General features: G+C 71.1%; 15 protein-coding genes. 8 read left to right on the forward strand and 7 right to left on the reverse strand.

Annotated features, from left to right (window positions below):
- Positions 1-10: 10 nt before the first annotated feature.
- From ACIHCQ_RS22600 to ACIHCQ_RS22610, 3 genes are read right to left on the reverse strand one after another with little or no spacing between them, the layout of a single operon-like run.
- Complete coding sequence (locus ACIHCQ_RS22600; RefSeq protein ID WP_399665017.1) at positions 11-1,327, reverse strand: extracellular solute-binding protein; 1,317 nt, start codon at positions 1,325-1,327, stop codon at positions 11-13.
- Positions 1,324-2,418 carry a hypothetical protein gene (locus ACIHCQ_RS22605; RefSeq protein ID WP_399665020.1) on the reverse strand — a complete coding sequence of 365 codons (1,095 nt, stop codon included), beginning with the start codon at positions 2,416-2,418 and terminating at the stop codon, positions 1,324-1,326. The genes ACIHCQ_RS22600 and ACIHCQ_RS22605 overlap by 4 nt, the downstream gene beginning before the upstream one ends.
- Entirely contained in the window at positions 2,415-6,080 is a 3,666-nt protein-coding gene (locus ACIHCQ_RS22610; protein ID WP_399665023.1) for a tetratricopeptide repeat protein, read from the reverse strand. The genes ACIHCQ_RS22605 and ACIHCQ_RS22610 overlap by 4 nt, the downstream gene beginning before the upstream one ends.
- 141 nt (positions 6,081-6,221) lie before the next feature.
- Between ACIHCQ_RS22610 and ACIHCQ_RS22615 the strand changes: the two genes are divergently transcribed.
- Complete coding sequence (locus tag ACIHCQ_RS22615) at positions 6,222-6,527, forward strand: trypco2 family protein (RefSeq protein WP_399665026.1); 306 nt, start codon at positions 6,222-6,224, stop codon at positions 6,525-6,527.
- Positions 6,528-6,702: 175 nt separating this feature from the next.
- Here the strand turns inward: ACIHCQ_RS22615 and ACIHCQ_RS22620 are convergent, their stop codons facing one another.
- The gene (locus ACIHCQ_RS22620; protein ID WP_399665029.1) at positions 6,703-7,956 is read right to left on the reverse strand and encodes a zf-HC2 domain-containing protein; all 1,254 of its coding nucleotides are present in this window, start codon (positions 7,954-7,956) and stop codon (positions 6,703-6,705) included.
- Positions 7,953-8,534: a sigma-70 family RNA polymerase sigma factor gene (locus ACIHCQ_RS22625; RefSeq protein ID WP_399665032.1), complete on the reverse strand. Its 582-nt coding sequence runs from the start codon at positions 8,532-8,534 to the stop codon at positions 7,953-7,955. Before ACIHCQ_RS22625 ends, ACIHCQ_RS22620 begins: the two co-directional genes overlap by 4 nt.
- Positions 8,535-8,824: 290 nt before the next feature.
- Here ACIHCQ_RS22625 and ACIHCQ_RS22630 point away from each other — a divergent pair, with 290 nt between their 5' ends.
- Positions 8,825-9,196, forward strand: coding sequence for an STAS domain-containing protein (locus ACIHCQ_RS22630; protein WP_399665035.1), 372 nt, complete (start codon positions 8,825-8,827; stop codon positions 9,194-9,196).
- A gap of 123 nt (positions 9,197-9,319) precedes the next feature.
- Positions 9,320-9,835, forward strand: coding sequence for an EF-hand domain-containing protein (locus ACIHCQ_RS22635; protein ID WP_399665037.1), 516 nt, complete (start codon positions 9,320-9,322; stop codon positions 9,833-9,835).
- Positions 9,836-9,868: 33 nt separating this feature from the next.
- Here ACIHCQ_RS22635 and ACIHCQ_RS22640 read toward each other — a convergent pair whose 3' ends face one another.
- Positions 9,869-11,389 (reverse strand): class I adenylate-forming enzyme family protein, encoded by a 1,521-nt coding sequence (locus tag ACIHCQ_RS22640; protein ID WP_399665040.1) that lies wholly within the window; start codon positions 11,387-11,389, stop codon positions 9,869-9,871.
- Between the two features lie 135 nt (positions 11,390-11,524).
- Between ACIHCQ_RS22640 and ACIHCQ_RS22645 the strand changes: the two genes are divergently transcribed.
- The 4 genes from ACIHCQ_RS22645 to ACIHCQ_RS22660 all read left to right on the forward strand — a co-directional run bounded on the left by ACIHCQ_RS22645 (position 11,525) and on the right by ACIHCQ_RS22660 (position 15,685).
- On the forward strand, positions 11,525-12,718 hold the full coding sequence (locus ACIHCQ_RS22645) for an amidohydrolase family protein (RefSeq protein ID WP_399665043.1): 1,194 nt from the start codon (positions 11,525-11,527) through the stop codon (positions 12,716-12,718).
- Positions 12,718-13,851: an acyl-CoA dehydrogenase gene (locus tag ACIHCQ_RS22650; RefSeq protein WP_399665046.1), complete on the forward strand. Its 1,134-nt coding sequence runs from the start codon at positions 12,718-12,720 to the stop codon at positions 13,849-13,851. Before ACIHCQ_RS22645 ends, ACIHCQ_RS22650 begins: the two co-directional genes overlap by 1 nt.
- Before the next feature lie 6 nt (positions 13,852-13,857).
- A complete protein-coding gene (locus ACIHCQ_RS22655; protein WP_399665049.1) occupies positions 13,858-14,772 on the forward strand; it encodes an acyl-CoA dehydrogenase family protein in 915 nt (304 codons plus the stop codon).
- Between the two features lie 427 nt (positions 14,773-15,199).
- Positions 15,200-15,685, forward strand: coding sequence for an ATP-binding protein (locus ACIHCQ_RS22660; RefSeq protein WP_399665052.1), 486 nt, complete (start codon positions 15,200-15,202; stop codon positions 15,683-15,685).
- Between the two features lie 13 nt (positions 15,686-15,698).
- Here the strand turns inward: ACIHCQ_RS22660 and ACIHCQ_RS22665 are convergent, their stop codons facing one another.
- Positions 15,699-16,634, reverse strand: a complete 936-nt coding sequence (locus tag ACIHCQ_RS22665) for a cyclase family protein (RefSeq protein ID WP_399665055.1) — start codon at positions 16,632-16,634, stop codon at positions 15,699-15,701.
- An 83-nt stretch (positions 16,635-16,717) separates the two neighbouring features.
- Between ACIHCQ_RS22665 and ACIHCQ_RS22670 the strand changes: the two genes are divergently transcribed.
- Entirely contained in the window at positions 16,718-17,632 is a 915-nt protein-coding gene (locus tag ACIHCQ_RS22670; protein ID WP_399665058.1) for an SDR family NAD(P)-dependent oxidoreductase, read from the forward strand.
- The last annotated feature ends 587 nt before the right edge of the window (positions 17,633-18,219 follow it).

Below are 18,219 nucleotides of genomic sequence, written 5' to 3' on the forward strand. Positions count from 1 at the left end.
GGATCTTCGGCTAGGGATCTTCGGCGGTGCTGGGTGGGTCGCACAGGTCGCCCAGTACGAAGGCGTTCTCCCGCTTCTGAAGCTGCCGTTCCGCCTCCAGCTGGGTGAGCAGCTGGGTCAGCAGGCCGTCGTTCTGCGGGTCGCCCAGGAATTCCAGTACGGAGCGGTAGAACGCGTCGCGCAGGGTCGGCGGCATCGCGTCCGAAGCGTCCAGACAGATCTGCCCCGCGTCGTTGAGCAGCCGCTGAACTTCGCGGGTGCCGGGTGAGGGCTGGGCGGAGACGGTGCCGCCCGGGAAGTACGGGTGGTCCCTGCTCTCCCCGTCCTTCGCGCTCTTCGCGCGCTCCGCCGCCTTCGTCGCCCACGCCTTGCGGGCAGCGCTGGAAGTGAGCTCCCTGAGGAGGTCCCAGGCGGCGTCGCTTTTCTTGAACACCGCGGCCATGTCGCCGGAGACCTCGAAGGCGTTCTCGGCGGTGGGCTTCCCGGTGCCGAGGTAGGCGGTGGTGGGTGTGGGCAGGACGTCGTCGCCGTAGTGGCGGCGGATGAACGAACCCTGGTGCTCGTGGGTGCACCGGCCGCTGTTCAACAGCCCGTGCCGACCGTTGGAGAACCGCTGCTCGTAGCCGGTCCTGAGAGCCTCCGCGCCCCGGTTCTCACCGTTCGCCCGGACGATCTGGTCGGCCCACTCCTCCCACACCCGCCTGGTGTCCTTCCAGTCCATTCTTCCGGTCGCCCACCGCTCGTAGTCCGCCATTCCCCGCCGTTGCAGCAGCAGATCCTCCAGCCAGTCGGTGCCCGGCCAGCCCGAGGTGGCGTCCGCGCCCATGCCCAGGCACCAGTCCGGCTTCTCCCCGGCATCCGCCTTGCGGCTCCACACGATCGACTTCAGGTCCACCCGGACCGGTACCCAGTACGCGCGCGTGCGGGGTTCGCCTTCGTCGTCCCTGAGGGTGATGTGGGGCGCCCATGGCGGCCCCGCGGCGTCCACCACGTCGTCGCGAAGCCACTCCGCCTCACCGGCGCGGGCGTACTCGGCGAGCTCGCCGACGCTGTTCAGGATCGCCAGATCAGGGGGTGCGTCAGCCTCGAGCTGGGCGACCAGGGTCTCGCGCAGGGAACTGGTCCCCTCGTAGTGGTACTCGTCCCCTGTCCGCTCCTCGATGCCGTCAAGTGCCTCCTGGAACGGTTCCTCCTCGCCGTTCGTCCATGGGCCGAGGACGACCAGCGTGCGCTTCTCCCGCGCTTCCGAGTAGTCAGAGCAGCCCCCGGCCGCCAAGGCGACAGCGGCGAGCAGACCGGCGGTCAGCCGTACCCTCAAGCGCTTCATGAGTTGTCCACATACTTCCGTGCGGTCCGGACGGCCGGGTAGGGGCGGGCGTAGACGAAGAGCGTGACGCCGCAGACGACCGCGCCCACCCCGCCGACCGGAACGGTGATGCCCGCGGTCAGCGACCAGCCGCCGGGGTGGGCCGCGCGCATTTCATCCGCCGCGCCGCGGGCCGTGGTCTCGATCCGGCCGAGGGCCTTGGGGTTCTCGCGCACCTGCTTCAGCTTTCCGACGACCTTACGGACGCGCTCCTGCGCGGCGTGTTCCTGCGCGCCGCCGACGGCGAGCAGTACGGGGGTGAGCAGCACCGGCACCGCGGCGAGTGCCAGTTGCAGGCTGATCAGGCGCAGCCGGTCCCGCAGGAAGACGCAGGTGCCGAGGAGTACGAAGGCGAAGAGGACGGCCGACAGGGCGGCGGCGGTCGCGCCGGCCAGGCTGAGGGGGCTGAGGGCGGCCAAGTCGCGTGCCTCGTCGTGGAGATCGCTCTCCAGCTCGTTGATGCGGTCCAGGATCGTGGTGGGATTGTCGGGAGTGGTTGTGCCGGGGCGGCGGCGCAGTATTCCCTCGGCGTAGCCGATCCCGGCGTTGCGCAGCAGCTCACTCGGCCCGCTCGATTTGCCGTCCGTGTTCCGATGCCGGGCCGCCCAGGCGATTTTGTCGTCGTACGCGACGACCAGACCGGACACCACCCGCAGCTTCTGCTCCTCCGCCTTGTCCAGTGCCCCGGTCTGCGCGACCTGGTTGAGGCTCTGTGCGGCCTTGGTGAGCAGGGAGCTGTACCTCTCGCCGAGCTCGACATTCTTGGATTTCTTCAGGCGCAATTCGGCCTGGCTGTGAGCCAGTTCAAGGGCGATCCGTGCCTCCGCCAGATCCGCCAGCGCGGGCGCGCAGCGGTCCCGCACCCGCTCCGTACGGCTGTGGATGTCGCCGTACGCGGCGGTCGAGAGGCTGAGGGCGATCACGGCGAGCGCCGGCAGGACGATCATGCGGCGGCGCAGGAACGCGGCGGTGGGCTGTGCGCCCTCGGGCGTACGGCCCCTGGCGCGGTCCCACAGCGCCCCCAGCAGGCGCGAGGGCGAGGGTGTATTCATCGGCTCTCCCGGGTGCCGGAGGAGCGGGGCCGCAGCAGATCGAGCGGTAACCAGGGGACCAGCGCCGCCCATGGTGTACGCGCCCGCCGCCGCCCCCGGTAGTGCTTGAAGCCCACCGGACGGGTCCGGTACGCCTTGTCCAGAAGCGCCTCCGCCAGGGCCGCGTCCTCGGCCCGGTCGGTGCGCGCGACCTGCTTGGCCAGCAGGCGGTAGCTGGCGGAGAGTTCCTCGCGCAGCTCCCGCTCCGTGGCCGGGACGGGGATCGCGGCGGGCAGCGCCGCCCGTACCTCGGCCAGTGGGCCGGCCGGGGCTTCGGCCTGCGGACCGGCGTGGGCCGGTGGGGCCGCGCGGACCAGTTCGAGGAGCAGCTCCCTCAGCTCCGCGGTGAGCCGCTCGTAGGACTGCCGGTCCGTCAGCCCCTCGTGGCTCACCAGCCGGTGCAGGGCCGTGTACGCGTGTACCGCCGAGGCCACCGTCGGCGCGGACCCGTCGGCAGGCAGGCTCGCGCGGATGCGCAGCATCGCCGTACGAGCCGCGGTGCGGTGCCGGGAGTCCGGCGGGACGCCGGTGAGCGAGGCCAGTGCCCCGTCCGCGCTGCCGCGGGCCAGATGGATCCGGGCGAGACCGAAGGCGGCGCTGCCGAGCGCGTGGTTGCGCCGCCAGACCGTTTCGTAGAACTGCATGGCCCGCTCTTCGTGTGTCTTACGCGTCTCGTCGGCCTGGGGGGCGCTGTCGTCCCCGGCGTCGGGCCAGGCGTCGGCCAGCTTCTCGTGGCAGTAGCCGAGGGCGAGCTTGGGCGCGTACTCGCCCGGTATGGCCCGGTACACCTCGTCGAAGGAGTTCATGGCCCGGCGCAGCCGCCCGTGGGCGAGCTCGGTCAGGCCGCGGTGCCAGTCGAGCCGCCAGTCGTACTGGGCGAGGTCGCCGAGCAGGCGGCGGGCGCGGTCGAGTTCCATGGCGGCGGTGACCAGCTCCTGGTCCCGCTGGCCCTTCCGGTGTCGTACGTGGTCGCGGGCCAGCTCCAGACGGAGGCGGCAGCGCAGCAGATGCAGCTCGGGCGAGGGCAGCCATTCGCCGCTGAGCTGGAGCAGGCCGACCGGGTCGTCGTACGAAGTACGCTGTAGCTCTTTCCAGTTGGGGTCCCGCCGGTCCGCCTTGGGCACGGGCAGGGCCACCGCGGCCTCGGCCGGTTCGGGCACGCCCGCGCCGAGGGGATGGCCCCGGCCGTCCGTCCGCCAGCTGAGCAGTGGCGGGGCCTTGCCCAGCTGTCCGTCCAGGGCGGTGGCCGCCCGGTCGAACAGCGGCGACGGCTCGAAGGTCTCCTCGCCCAGCCGCAGGGAACGCAGTTCGCGCAGCACTCCACGCAGCTGGAGAGCCATCTCCTGGGCCGATGCGTACCGCTGGCGGGGATCGGTGGCCATGGCGCGGTTCAGGGCCCGTTGCAGCGATTCGGTGCCGAGGTCGTCGGGCGGCTCCGGGGCTTTGCCGAGGAGCTCGCTGAGGACCACGCCGACGGTGAAGAGGTCGCCCGCCGTCGTCATCCCGCCCCCGGCGCCGGTCTCCGGCGGCGGGTGGCTGACCGGTCCCGGCGCGTTCGGCTCGCGTACGCCCGCGACGTCGATCAGCTTGATGCCGTTGCCGCAGTGCAGGACGTTGGTCAGGGAGAGGTCGCCGTAGACCAGCCCTTCCTGGTCGTGGAGGTAGCTGAACGCGTCCAGGATGCGCAGTCCGTACGAGACGATGAACTCACGCACCCGGGACCCCGCGAATGGCGGGTCGTGCTGGGCGATCCGGGTCGCGACCCATTCCAGCGAAGCCCCGTCGGCGTACTCCATCACGATGAACTCGGCCGAGGACGACGGATGGCGGGCGTAGTTGACCACCTGGATGATGGACGGGTGGTTGAGGCTGACCAGCCGCAGCCGCTCCTGGTGCGCCTGGCGGACGGCGTCGGGGTTACCGGGGTCGAGGATGCCCTTGAGCGCCACGGGCCGGTTCTCCAGCAGCAGATCGCGGGCGAGGTACACCTGCCCGTGGTTGCCCTGCCCGAACGGGCCCACCACCTCGTACTGCTCGTGGAGCAGGGTGCCGCCCGCCAGGTGGGGCCCGGCGGGGCCGGTGACCAGCGCCTCCGGGTCGCGTACGGCGACGACCGGCAGATCGGTGAGGCCGTCGCCCGGCGGCTCTACGACGAACTCGTGCGGGCCCAGCGGTCCGGCCAGTGCCTGTTCGGCGTACTCCGCGTCCAGCAGCGCTGTCTCGATGGCGACGGCGAGCTGGAACAGGGCGCGCGGCAGGGCGGGAGACGCGTACAACGGTCCTTCGGGGCGTACCTCCTGGAGCTTCTCGCGCAGCTTGGGCGTCTGCGGCTCGGGGCGCCGGGGCGGGGGACGGCCGCCGGTGCCGGGGTGGCGGGGCAGCTGCCACAGCCGGTGCTCGGCCTCGGCGAGCCGGTCCACGCGCCCGGCGAGCCGGTCGGCGCGTACGTCGCGCCAGTCCGGCTCCAGCAGTTCGGCCTGTACGAGGGCGAGCAGCGGGGAGTGGGGATCGCTGAAGACGAGAAGGAGCCGGCTGTCGCCCCCGGCGAGGAGGGCACGCAGGAGTGCGACGATGTCGGCGCCGGGGGCAGCGGAGCGGTCGACGGAGAGGAAGGCGGCGATGAGGGGCGGGCTCTCGTCGGCGATCCGTGCGAGGAGCGCAGGGTATTCCGTACCGGCCGGGTAGTTCAGGCCGATGCGTTCGGCCGCGTGCACGGCGAGTTCCTCGGCGGTGTGGTTGGTGGCGTGGAGGGCGATGTCGATGGACCCCGCTTGTGGCTCGCCCGTCGTCAGGATGCCGGAGGCTGACGGCGGGCTCAGCTCCCGGTCGGCGAGGGTGAGGACCGACCGGATCGTGTGCAGCACGGCGTGCTCGCCCTCACCGGCGAACGCCAGCTCGACGGGGTCGGTGTCGGGCGCGCCGTCCAGCCAGCGGGTCAACCGCCGGTACACCCCCGGGACCCGGCCGGACGCGGTCCTGTCGGGCGGGACGGCGACATCGCGGGATACGGCACGGGGACCTCTCACGTCCAGCCCCAGCCGCTCCAGCGGCAGGTACTTCAGCACGGTCTCCGTCGGGATCATGTACGCGTGCTCGCGCCGTACGCGTGCCTGCGGGGTGCCGAACTGATGGGCCACGATGCCGATGACCCGGTGCGAGTGGCTGTGGACCACGCCGGTGCCGCTGTAGCCGTGCCGGACGACGTACGGCGTGCCGTCGGTGTCGAGTTGCACCCACTCGGAATGGGGCGCGGGCCCGCCGCGCCCCATGAGCCGGGCATCGACGCCCTCGCCGCCGGGCAGGTCCTCCGGGTAGCCGGTGAAGTGGACGTGTTCGCCGCGCGCGGGGATCTGGCGGTGCAGCACGGCAGGCTGCACGGGCGGCTCGTCGTCGAGCTTGAGGAGGGCGAGGTCGCCGCTGAAGTGCGGGGTGAGCGGGACCAGGTAATCGCGGAGCACGCGGGCGCGCAGCGGCTCGGGCAGCCCGTCGCCGGAGTGCGCGGAGTGCGGGGCGTGCGGCAGGTCGATGTATACCGTGTCGAACGGGGTGCGGACGCCTGCCGCGTCGGGGCGGGACAGCACCGTATGGGCGCAGGTGAGGACGAGGCCCCCGGGGAGCAGCACTCCGGCTCCGAGGGGACGGCCTGCCCGGTCCTGCGTACGGAGCAGGCAGACCCGCCAAGTCTCTGCCGGTGACTGTGAATTGGACGTCCGCGACGGCTCCCCCATACTCGGCAATGATAACTACGGGAATCGAGGGGCGCGATGGCTGAGCGTGACGATAATGCGGTGGTCGGGCTTGCCGAGGTCATCGGGCAGGTCCGGGACGAGCTGGAGCGCGCACAGCGGGCGGGCGAGGGCCGTGGCCTCAAGTTCAGCGTGGAGAAGGTGAATCTGGAGTTCGCGGTGCAGGTGCGACGCGAGGGCAGCGGCCGGGCCGAGCTGCGGATCGGGGTGCTCACGGCGGGCGGCGGCGGCACGGCGGCACGGGACACCACGCACACGATCCAGATCGAACTGAAGCCGCAGGGGAGCGACGGCAACCCGAACATCAGCGTCGGCGGCGAATGACCCCCCGGGCGCGCCCACCTCGCTAAAGGCCGGGCGCGCCCAACTTCTGAAACGCGCCCTAGGAGACCGATGAAGATCTTGAAATCGCGCCCGGGTTGCACCGGTTCGACCTAATTGACATTTACTGGCAATCCGGGGTGAATCGGGCGGCCCGAGCAAGATCTTCAGGAATCTTCTAGAGCCTGCTCATTGACGCCGCGGCGAACAGGACGTCCTGGATCGCCTCCCGGTCGCCGTTCTGGCCCGCCATCGCCTCCTCCGGCAGGACGTGCCCCGCCGCCAGCCGGCAGAACTCCACGCCGTCCAGTGCCACGTGCGCCACCGACCGGTCCGCCGTGCCGAGCGCTGCCGGTGAGTCCAGGGCTATGTACCAGTCACCGCCGCCCGAGCCCTCGACCTCAAGGTGTAGTGACCGGCCCGGGGAGCCCGCCGCGACCAGGTGTCTTGCCGGACCCGCGAGGCCCATGCGTCTGCGGTGGGCGAGGACCGCGGGCAGCAGTCGCGCCGCCAGGTCGATCATCCGGTGCAGATGGGAGCCTCTCGGTGGCTCGTACGGATAGTCCACCGCGTCCGCGATGTCGCTCGCGTGCACCCAGCACTCGAAGGCGCGGTCCAGCAGGGAGTCCCGCAGCGGCAGGGCGAATTCCCCGTACGACACGGACAGCTCGGCTGCGCCGCGGCCCGCGAAGGAGACCGTGCGGATGAGCGTGTGACTCTGGTCGCGCCAGGGCCCGTGGACCGTGCGGGTCAGCGGCACGCGCGACCGGCCCCAGAACGCCTCGGTGCGGGCGGCGGGCGCGCCCGGCGCGTTCTGGCCGAGGGGGTCGTCCAGGCCGAGGGCGCCGGAGACCAGTCCGTCGACGGTCATCAGGTGGCCGATGACCCCGGCGACGGTCGCTCTGCGGCTGACCTGGCGCTCGCCCTCGAACCACTTGAGACGTACCGGCGCGTGCCACTCCGAGTCGCCGAAGTCCCGCAGCAGCGCGTCGAGCCGCGCCGTCTCCGCGTCGTACGGAACAGTCCAGGCGGGCACCGGGATACGGGCGGGCCGTCGGCTCAGGCAGTTCTCCAGCACCTGGAAGCGGAGCCCCGGGTCGAGATCCAGGTCCCCGTCGGTGTGCAGCAGGGCGACGGCGTCACGCAGCCGCACCGCCTCATCCGCGCACGACGCGCAGTCGCTGAGGTGCGCCTCGACGGCCGCGGTCTCCTCGGCGGAGCAGGCGGTCAGCGCCCACGCGCCGAGCAGCGACTTCAGCACGCTGTGGGGCGGCTTCTCGCCGTTGCCGGGCAGCAAGGGCCGGGTGGAGGGCGGGTTCGCATCGTCCGCCGCCGACCGCGGGCCCGGGATGCGCGGCGCTCCCTGTACGTCATCGCGGCCTTCGTCCGCGTCGTCGTCGCCGCCACGGCCGCCGTCCAGAGGCCCGCTCACAAGGAGGGTCCGTATCCGGGCGGGGACGAGCCCTCCACCGGACGCGTATTGGCGGTGGAGAGCAGCTGCAGGCCCAGCCGCAGCCTGCGCCTGACCTCGTCCTCGGGGACCCGCAGGTCGGCGGCCGTCTGCCGGTAGTTCCTGCGCTTCAGGTATGTGGAGTCCAGCGCGGCCCGCAGCGGCGCCGGCATCGCGTTGACGATGTAGTCGGCGCGGGCCGCCACCGCGGCCCTGTGGACCTTCTGCTCCAGCTCCTCGGTCGTGCCCTCGCCGCCCGCCGCGAGCGCGGCGGTCTCGGTCTCGCGCAGCCGGCGCACCGCCTGACCGTTGGTGAGCCGGGCGACCCAGGAACGCATCGGGCCCTGCTTGGGGTCGTACGCGTCGGGGTTCTCCCATATGTACCCGAAGACGTCGCGGGTCACCCGGTCCGCCGCCGCGTCGTCGCCGAGCACCCGGTGGGCGAGGCTGTGCACGAGCGCGGCGAACCTGTCGTACAGCTCACCCAGCGCGGCGGCCTCTCCGCGAGCGAGCCGCTGCTGCATCTTGCGGTCCCAGCGCGGTTGTGTGTCCTGTGCCATGCGGCCCCCAAGCGTGCGCCGTGTGCCTGTCGCCCCTCTTTGAATGTAGTGCGCGCGGCCGAGGGCACAGGCGCCTTTGCGGCAAGTGTGCGTGTACGGGCGGCCTGGCTGGTAAGGGACCCATCCGTCGTGTGCATCGTGTTTCATGGGTGAGTGGCGGGGCAGCCGCGAATGGAACGACAGCTTCCGGATCTCTGTGTCTACTGATCGGCGTCTTCGGCATCTTCGGCGTCCGCTGATCGGCTGCGCGGCGGCTTCTCCGGATCGGCAGGAGGAGAGGTCCGGTCGCGATGCTCAAGGTGGACGAGTCCCGGCAGGGTGCGTGGACCGTGCTGCACGTCCGTGGCGAGCTGGATCTCGTCTCCTCACCCGTGGTCCGCCAGCACGTCCATGACGCGGTCGCGGCGGCCCGCCGCGATCTCGTGCTCGACCTGTCCGAGGTGCTCTTCTGCGACTCCAGCGGCGTCGGCGTGCTCATCGCCGCCCGCCGGCTGCTGCGTTCCTGTCAGGGGCGGCTGCGGCTGATTCTCCCCGCCCGCGGCGCGGAGGACGGCTCGCACGTCAACCGGGTGCTGGCCGCGCTGGGCGTGCGCCGTCTCTTCGACGTGTACGCGGACACGGGCTCGGCCACGGACGAGGAGGCGCAGCCACTCTCCGCGTGAATGTCCTGAAAGTGTCTCAACTCACCCCTTGGAGGCGTCTCTCCGTGTACCTCACACGGGTGTGAGGCAGGCAATTGGGGAACTAGTTGCACGCGTCAGCTCTCGGAGCCGTACGCTCCCCGCATGGACAGCGCAGAATACGAGCGCAAGATCGCTTCCCGATTTGCCGCCTTCGACCAGGACGGCAATGGCTATATCGACCGTGAGGACTTCAGCGGGGCAGCCGCCGCGCTGCTCGCCGAGTTCTCCACGACCGCCCGCTGCGACAAGGGCCAGTCCCTGTACAGCGGTGCGGAGGCGTTCTGGCAGGGCATGGCCGGAATCGCCGACGTGGACGGGGACCAGCGGGTCACCCGCGAGGAGTTCATCACGGGCGCGGCGAAGAGGCTGCGTGACAGGCACCAGCGGTTCGCCGAGATCGCCCGCCCCTTCCTCCACGCCGTGATCGCCATCGCCGACGAGGACGGCGACGGCGTGACGACCTCGGCCGCCGAGCGGGTGCTGCGGGTACTGCGCGTGGAGCCCGGTCTCGCGGCTCAGGTGGCGACCGGTCTGGACGCGGACGGTGACGGCAGGATCTCGGAGGAGGAGATCCTTTCGGCCTTCGCCGCGTACTACGTCACTCCCGAGCCGTCGTAGTCGGTTCCGTCGGTTCCGTCGGTTCAGTCGGTTCTACGAGTAGCGTTCGCGCAGTTTGTACTTGAGTACCTTGCGCAGGGTCTCGTTCCGCGGCAGCGCGTCGACGAGTTCCAGTTGCTCGGGCAGCTTGTGCACCGACAGCCCCTGCTCGCGCAGATACGCGGTGACGGCGTCGAGGGTCAGTTCCTCGGCGCCGCCGGACGAGGCCGGGGTTTCCACCACCGCGCACACCCGCTCCCCGCGCTCCGCGTCCGGCAGCCCGATCACCGCGACATCCGCCACCCCCGGATGCCCGTGGAGCAGGTCCTCGATCTCCTTCGCGGAGATGTTCTCGCCCTTGCGGATGATGACGTCCTTGATCCGCCCGGTGAGGACGAGGTGCCCGGACTCGGTCACGTGCCCCAGATCCCCGGTGAGGAAGAAGCCCTCGCTGTCGAAGGCGGCAGCGGTCTGGTCCGGATCCAGATACCCCTGGCAGACCGCCTCGCCGCGCAGCCGCACCTCGCCGTCCACGATCCGTATCTCCATGCCCCGCGGAGGCCGTCCCTCCGTCGTGGCCAGGTTCTCCGGGGTGTCGTCGGGCGCGCCCATGGTGATCATGGGGACCTCGGTCATGCCGTAGCCATGGGTGAGCCGGCAGCCCAGCTCCCGTACGACGGCGTGGTAGATCTCCGGCGGCTTCGGCGCCCCGCCGCCCGCCAGCAGCCGCAGGCTGGGGACGATCCTGCGCGTCGGCTGCTTGCGCTGCTCGGCGAGGAACATCGAGTAGAAGGCGGTGGAGCCGCCCGCGATCGTCACCCCGTGTCTGCGGTACTCCTCCAGCGCGCCGGGGAGCGCGAACTGTTCGAACATCACCGCGGGGAATCCGTACAGCAGCAGCATCACCGTGTAGTCGGGTCCGGCGATGTGCGCGAAGGGGAACGCCATCGAGCCGACGTCGTCGGACGACAGGCGCAGCGCGTGGGCGAGGCAGGAGCCGCCCGCGATCAGCGAGCGGTCGGTGTGCAGCACGCCCTTGGGGTCCGAGGTGGTGCCCGAGGTCCAGTAGATCCACCGTACGTCCGTGCCGGAGGCGGGCGGCGGCGGCAGTACGGCGGGGTCGGCGTCCGGCAGCGTGTCGTACGCCTGAAGGACCAGCGGCGGCCGGGGCAGTTCCCGCGCGAGCCGGTGCGCCATGCCGGTGTGGTCGAAACCGCGCCAGACGCCCGGCACGGCGAAGAACGCCGCCTTGGACTCCCGTAGCGCGAAGCCCACCTCGCGGTCCCGGTAGAAGGGGATCAGCGGCGTCTGTACGGCTCCGAGGCGGGCGAGCGCGAAGGAGAGCAGGGCGGATTCGATACGGGTCGGCAGCTGCCAGGCGACCACGCTGCCGGGTCGCACGCCGAGCTCGTACAGCCCCGCGGCGACGCGTTCGGAGCGGTCCCGCAGCTCGCCGAAGGTGAGGCGGCGATCGCCCTGGAGGAAGACGGGACGGTCCGGAGTGAGTGCGGCGCGGCCTTCGACCAGTTCCCAGAGTGTGCGCGATTCGCCCAGGGCGTGTGCGGTGCGGGTCATGCCCCTGCCTCCCTGTCTGACGAGTAGTCAGGTAACGCCGAGAGCGTAGGGCTCACCGCCTTGTCGGTCCAGGGGCGCGGGGCTAGCCTGATATCTGACGACCCATCAGAAGAGGACGGAAGAGGGCCGGACACCATGACGGAACTGCCTCGGATCATCAGCGTCGACGACCATGTGATCGAGCCGGCGCACCTCTTCGAGACCTGGCTCCCGGCGAAGTACCGCGAGCGCGGACCCCAGCCGCTCACCGCCGGAATCGGCGAGCTGGAGTACACCGGCGGCAAGTACGTCATCACCATGGACCCGGACGGGCCGCCGACGGACTGGTGGATCTACGAGGACCTGAAGTTCCCGTACAAGCGCAATATCGCCGCCGTCGGCTTCGACCGCGACGACATGACGCTGGAGGGGATCACCCGGGCGGAAATGCGGCGCGGCTGCTGGGACCCCAAGGAACGCCTCGCGGACATGGACCTCAACCACGTCGAGGGCTCGCTCTGCTTTCCCACCTTCCCGCGCTTCTGCGGGCAGACCTTCGCCGAGGCGCACGACAAGGAGGTCGCGCTCGCCTGTGTACGCGCGTACAACGACTGGATGGTGGAGGAGTGGTGCGGCGACAGCGGCGGCCGGCTGATCCCGCTCTGCCTGATCCCGCTCTGGGACATCGGCCTCGCCGTCGCCGAGATCCGCCGGAACGCGGCGCGCGGCGTGAAGGCCGTGACCTTCAGCGAGATTCCGACCTATCTGGGGCTGCCGTCGATCCACTCCGGCTACTGGGACCCGTTCTTCGCGGTCTGCCAGGAGACCGGCACGGTCGTGAACATGCACATCGGGTCCAGCTCGCAGATGCCCGCCGCCTCACCGGACGCGCCGCCCGCCGTGCAGGCATCGCTCTCCTTCAACAACGCCATGGCCTCGATGATGGACTTCCTCTTCAGCGGGGTGCTGGTGAAGTTCCCGCGGCTGAAGCTGGCGTACAGCGAGGGCCAGATGGGCTGGATTCCGTACGCCCTGGAGCGCGCCGACGACGTGTGGGAGGAACACCGGGCGTGGGGCGGGGTGCGTGATCTGATCCCCGAGCCCCCGTCGACGTACTACTACCGGCAGATGTTCTGCTGCTTCTTCCGCGACAAGCACGGGGTCGCCTCGCTGGATGTGGTGGGGCGGGACAACGCCACCTTCGAGACCGACTATCCGCACGTCGACTCGACGTTCCCGCACACCAAGGAAGTCGCGCTCGATCATGTCAAGGGCCTCGACGAGGAGACGGTGTACAAGCTGATGCGGGGCAACGCGATCCGCATGCTCGGCCTCGATCTGGATAATTGATGGACCTGACGTACACGCCGGAAGAGGAAGACTTCCGGGCGCGGCTGAGGGAGTGGCTGGCGGTGTCGCTGCCCAAGCTGCCGCGCAGGCCCGATCCGCTCGACTGGCCGGCACGGCGCGCGTACGACACCGGCTGGCAGCGGACGCTGTACGAGGCCGGGTACGCCGATGTGCACTGGGACGCGTCCCCGACCCAGCGGCTGATCTTCCTGGAGGAGACGGAACGGGCCGGGGCCCCGTACGTCGGCGCCAACTTCGTGGGCCTGCTGCACGCGGGCCCCACCATCGCCGCCGAGGGCACACCCGCGCAGCGCGCCCGCTGGCTGCCGCCCGTGCTGCGCGGCGACGAGGTGTGGTGCCAGGGTTTCAGCGAGCCGGACGCGGGCTCGGACCTGGCCGCACTGCGGACGAAGGCGGTCCGGGACGGCGACGCGTATGTGGTCACCGGCTCCAAGATCTGGACCTCGCACGCCGAGGTCGCCGACTGGTGCGAGCTGCTCGTACGGACGGATCCGGCCGCGCCGCGCCACCGCGGGATCTCGTGGCTGGCGATGGCGATGGACGCGCCCGGCGTGACGGTGCGACCGCTGCGTACGCTCGCGGGCTCCACCGAATTCGCGGAGGTGTTCCTGGACGAGGTCCGCGTCCCGGTCGCGAACCGGGTCGGCGAGGAGAACGACGGCTGGCGCGTCACCATGGTCACCCTCTCCTTCGAACGCGGCACGGCCTTCGTCGGCGAGGTCGTCGCCTGCCGCCGCACGCTCGGTGAACTGGCCCGTACGGCACGGGAGAACGGCAGCTGGGACGACGCGGTGGTGCGGCAGCGTCTCGGCAGGCTGAACGCGGAGTTCCGCGCGCTGTGGCGGCTCATCCAGTGGAACGTCAGCGAGTCCCAGGCGAGCGGCGGCCTGCCCGGCGTCGGCGGCTCGGTGTTCAAGCTCCGCTACTCGCACGCGCGCCAGGAGCTGTACGAGGCGGCGGCCGACGTGCTCGGACCCGACGCGCTGGACCTCGACCAGGAGTGGGCCACGGACCGGCTCGCCTCCCTCTCGTACACGATCGCGGCCGGTACCTCCCAGATCCAGCGGAACATCGTCGCCGAGCGGATCCTCGGCCTCCCGAAGGGACGCTGAGGGCTGATGGACTTCCGGCTGACCGACGACCAGCGCGCGCTGCGGACCGGCGTACGGGAACTGCTCGCCGCCCGCTTCGGGCGCGACGCGCTGCGGGCGGCCGTGGACCGGGAGGGCACGGTCGACCGCGAGCTGTGGCGGGAGCTCGGCGAAGCGGGGTTCTTCGCGCTGCGGCTGCCCGAGGCGGCGGGCGGGGCCGGGGCGGGGCTGGTGGAGTCGGTGCTCGCCTTCGAGGAGGCGGGGCGGGCGCTGCTGAACGGGCCGCTGGTGGCGACGCATCTGGCGGCGGGGGAGGTGGCGGGCGCGGCGGAGGGTGCCCAGGTGGTCACCTGCGCCACCCAACTGACGGGGCTCGTCGCGCATTTCGGCGATGCGGACGTCGTCCGCCACCTTCCGGGGGACCTGCCTGCGGCGCCGCGCCCCGTACGCGTACGGTCCATGGACCCGCTCACGCCGCTGCACCGGGTGGCGGTGGCCGGCCACCCGGACCCCGTAGCCGTAGACCCCGTAGCCGTGCTCCTCACGGCCGCCGAGCAGCTGGGCAGCGCCGCGCGTACGACCGGGATGGCCGTCCAATACGCCAAGGAGCGGGAACAGTTCGGGCAGCCCATCGGCGGCTTCCAGGCGGTCAAGCATCTGTGCGCCCAGATGTTCGTACGTACGGAGGTGGCCCGCAGCGCGGTGTACGCGGCGGCCGTGACGGAGGACTTCACCGAGATCGCCGGCGCCAAGCTGCTCGCCGACGAGGCGGCCACAGGCAATGCCCGGGACTGTCTGCAGGTGTTCGGCGGGATGGGCTTCACCTGGGAGGCGGATGTGCATCTCCACCTCAAGCGGGCCTGGCTGCGTGGCCGGATGTGGCTGAGAGCGGCTCGGGCGGCGGAGGTCCAGGCGGAGGCGCTCGTCTCGCCATCGTCATGAGGGTCTCGCTGTGACGGTCTCGCTACGACGGCGACGGAGAGTCGATCAGGGGTTGATACCGGGTTGTGTCCTTCGCGGGAGTCGTCACCGGCTGGAGTCGGGACCTTGCTCCGGTACTCTCCGTGGCATGCGAGTAGTTTCGAGGCCTATGTGTCGCGGTGTCGCCAGTGTGGCGGCTCCGGGCCCGGGAATGCGCGCCGTTCATCCCATACGGGATCGGTCTGCGTGCCTCAGTTCGACTCCCCGCAACGTGCGTCGCACAGTATGCACCATGGGTACTCCTTCGCGCTGGAATATGCCCGAAGCGCTTGTTGCGGTGACTGTACGTCAACCATGCTGTCTCGCAAGGGAGTCACGTTCGGTGACCTGGCTCAAAACCTTGTCGAGGCGCGAGGCGATGTGTCCGCCGGTTCGGATGGTGTGAACGGTGCAGGTGCTTCTGGTGCAGTTGGAAGTAGGGCCCGATCCCGCGGAGGTGGGGCGAGCGCGGAGATGGGCCCGTTCCCGGCTCGTACGGTCCGGGATAAGGGACGACGAGCCGCTCGCGGAGACGCTGATCCTGCTGATCTCTGAGCTGGTCACCAACGCGGTCGTGCACACGGGCTGTCCGGCCGTGCTGCGGATGCGCTTCGGCGCGGGCGCGGGCACGCGTGCGGATGCGGCGCGGCCCGGGACGGTACGGGTGGAGGTCGCCGATATCTGCGCCCGCCCGCCGCAGCAGCGCCAGGCTGAGGGCGACGACACCAACGGCCGGGGGCTCGCCCTGGTGGACGGGCTCGCCGACCGGTGGGGCTGGCAGCCGGAGGGCGCGGGGAAGTCCATCTGGTGCGAGGTGGACGGGGGCGGCGAGCCGGAGCCGGCGGAGCCTGCGGCGTACGAGTCCGCCCCGCGCGGCTTCGTGACCACGCCGTAGCTCTCAGAAGCTGTTAGAGGACGGCGACAGGGGCGACGGGGGTCCCCGTGCCGCCGATGAAGGGCTCGGGCATGGCCGACAGCAGGAACGAGTAACGCTTCTCTTCCGCACAGGCTGTGGACAACTCCTCCAGATTCCAGTTCTGGCCCTGCAGCATGCCCATCTCGACCAGGTCGAGGGCGTGCACGGGCAGCCAGAGGTCCTCGATCTCGGGCGGGAAGATCTCGAAGGTGAGGGTGTCGTTGGCGACGGCGGCGACATCGCGGGCGTGGAACCACTCGGGCGTACGGAAGGACAGGCCCGGGGACGGGTATCCGTACCCGTGCTTGTCGCCGGAGAGGCAGACCTGCATCTGTCCGGTCCGTACGAGAACGATGTCCCCGTGCCGGACGGTGACCCCCGCGAACTCCGCGGCTTCGTCGAGGTCCTCGGGTGTGACGGCGTGGTCGCCGGGCAGCCGGTCAAGGCCCTTCGCGCGGGCGACATCGAGCAGTACGCCGCGCGAGACGACGGGCGTGGCCTTGTCGATACCGCTGAACTGGGAGCGGGTGTGCGGGGTGATGGAGTCGGCGGGGCGGCCGTTGTAGATCTTCCCGGAGTGGGAGACGTGGGTCAGGGCGTCCCAGTGCGTGGCGGCCTGCAGCCCCATGGTCACGGCATCGTCGCTGGTGGCGACGGTGCCGGGGCCGAAGATCTCCTGGTTGATCTGGACCATGGTGTGCAGGGGGTTGACGCGGCCCGGGATGAGGCCGGTCTGGATGCCGTCCTGGTGGAGGGGGAGGGCGAGGGGGACGCGGCGGCCGGTGCGGATGGCGGTGGCGGCGCGTCTGACGACGTCCTCGGTGATCAGGTTGAGGGTGCCGATCTCGTCGTCCGCGCCCCAGCGCCCCCAGTTGTTCACGCGTTTGGCGATGTCGTGGAATGCGGCGGGCAGTGATGTCGGGGACATCGTGCCTCCCGGGGGTTGTGTTGGGCTGTCCGGCTGACCGTAGAATCTAACGGATCGTCAGAAACCGCGGGAAGGGGCCGGGCGTGGGGAACTTCTTGGCAGGCAAGGTCGTCGCCGTGACGGGGGCGGGGCGCGGCATCGGCCGCGCGGTGGCGCTGGGAGCGGCGGCGCAGGGCGCGCGGGTCGTCGTCAACGACTACGGCGTCTCGGTCGAGGGCGGCGGCGAGCCGACGAGCGAGGTCGCCTCGGCGGTCGTCAAGGAGATCACCGCGGCGGGCGGGGAAGCGGTGGCGGTCGCGGACGACATCGCGACGATGGCGGGCGGCCGGCGGCTGGTGGACGTGGCGCTGGCGGAGTACGGCCGTATCGACGGTGTGGTCTGTGTGGCCGGGATCCTGCGCGAGCGGATGCTCTTCAACATGTCGGAGGAGGAGTGGGACCCGGTCGTCGCGACGCACCTGAAGGGGACGTTCACGGTCTTCCGGGCGGCGTCGGCGGTGATGCGGAAGCAGGGCGGCGGGACGCTGATCGGCTTCACCAGCGGCAACCACCAGGGGAGCGTGTCCCAGGCGAACTACTCGGCGGCGAAGGGCGGGATCATCTCGCTGGTGCGGAGCGCGGCGCTGGGGCTGCACAAGTACGGGGTGACGGCGAACGCGGTGGCGCCGGTGGCGCGGACGCGGATGTCGGCGAATGTGCCGATGGAGCTGAAGGAGATCGGGGAGCCGGAGGACGTGGCGGCGCTGGTGGTGTATCTGCTCTCGGAGCGGGCGCGGGAGGAGGGGATCACGGGCCAGGTGTACACGATCGCGGGCCGGAAGCTGGCGGTGTGGGCGCAGCCGAGGGAATTGCGGGCCGGGTATGGGGAGGTGCCGTGGACCCCGGAGAGGATCGCGGAATTCCTGCCGGGGACGGTGGGGGTGGACCCGATGCCGATGCTGGCGCAGCTGGAGGCGATGTCGAAGGCGGCGGCGTCGGGGAGAAGACCAAACGGGTGAGGGTTGTTGCGGGGCGCGGGCCGCTTGTGGCTCGGGCCTTGGCCCCTGGGGTGCGTGTGCCTCGGGTCCGGGGCGGGGGTGCGGGTTGCTTGTGGCTCGGGCCCGGCCGTTGTTGGGTGCGGGTGCGGGTGCGTCGGTTCGGGCCGCGGGGCCACGTCGGATGCGGGTCCTTGTGCCTCGGCACGGCCCTTGCCCGGCGCGGGCGCGTGCGGTTCGGGCGCCTTGGCCCCCTGGGGTGCGGGTTCTTGTCGGGGTGCGGGATCCGGGTCCCCTCCGGGCTCGACTCCTCGGGGTCGGCGGCATACAGGTCGCTGGTTTGGGGCGTCCTGATTTTGCCGCCGATCCCCTGCGGGGACGACCCTGCACGGCCCCTCTCCACCAGACGGGACACAAGGCCGGGGCACCCGGACCGAACCGGTGCCCCGCACCGGGGCAGCCCCAAGCCACCGCAGAAGTGCGGGCCGTTGTCTGCTCCGCGAAGCTGCCGCACGGAGTGTCCGGGCACCCTCCCGCCATCCGGCCGCACCGCAGGCTGGCGCCCCTGCTCGCTCCGCGGCGGAGCCGCCGGAACAGGCAGGGGTGTGGGG

This window comes from Streptomyces sp. NPDC052236 (genome assembly GCF_044548015.1).
GTDB lineage: Bacteria > Actinomycetota > Actinomycetes > Streptomycetales > Streptomycetaceae > Streptomyces.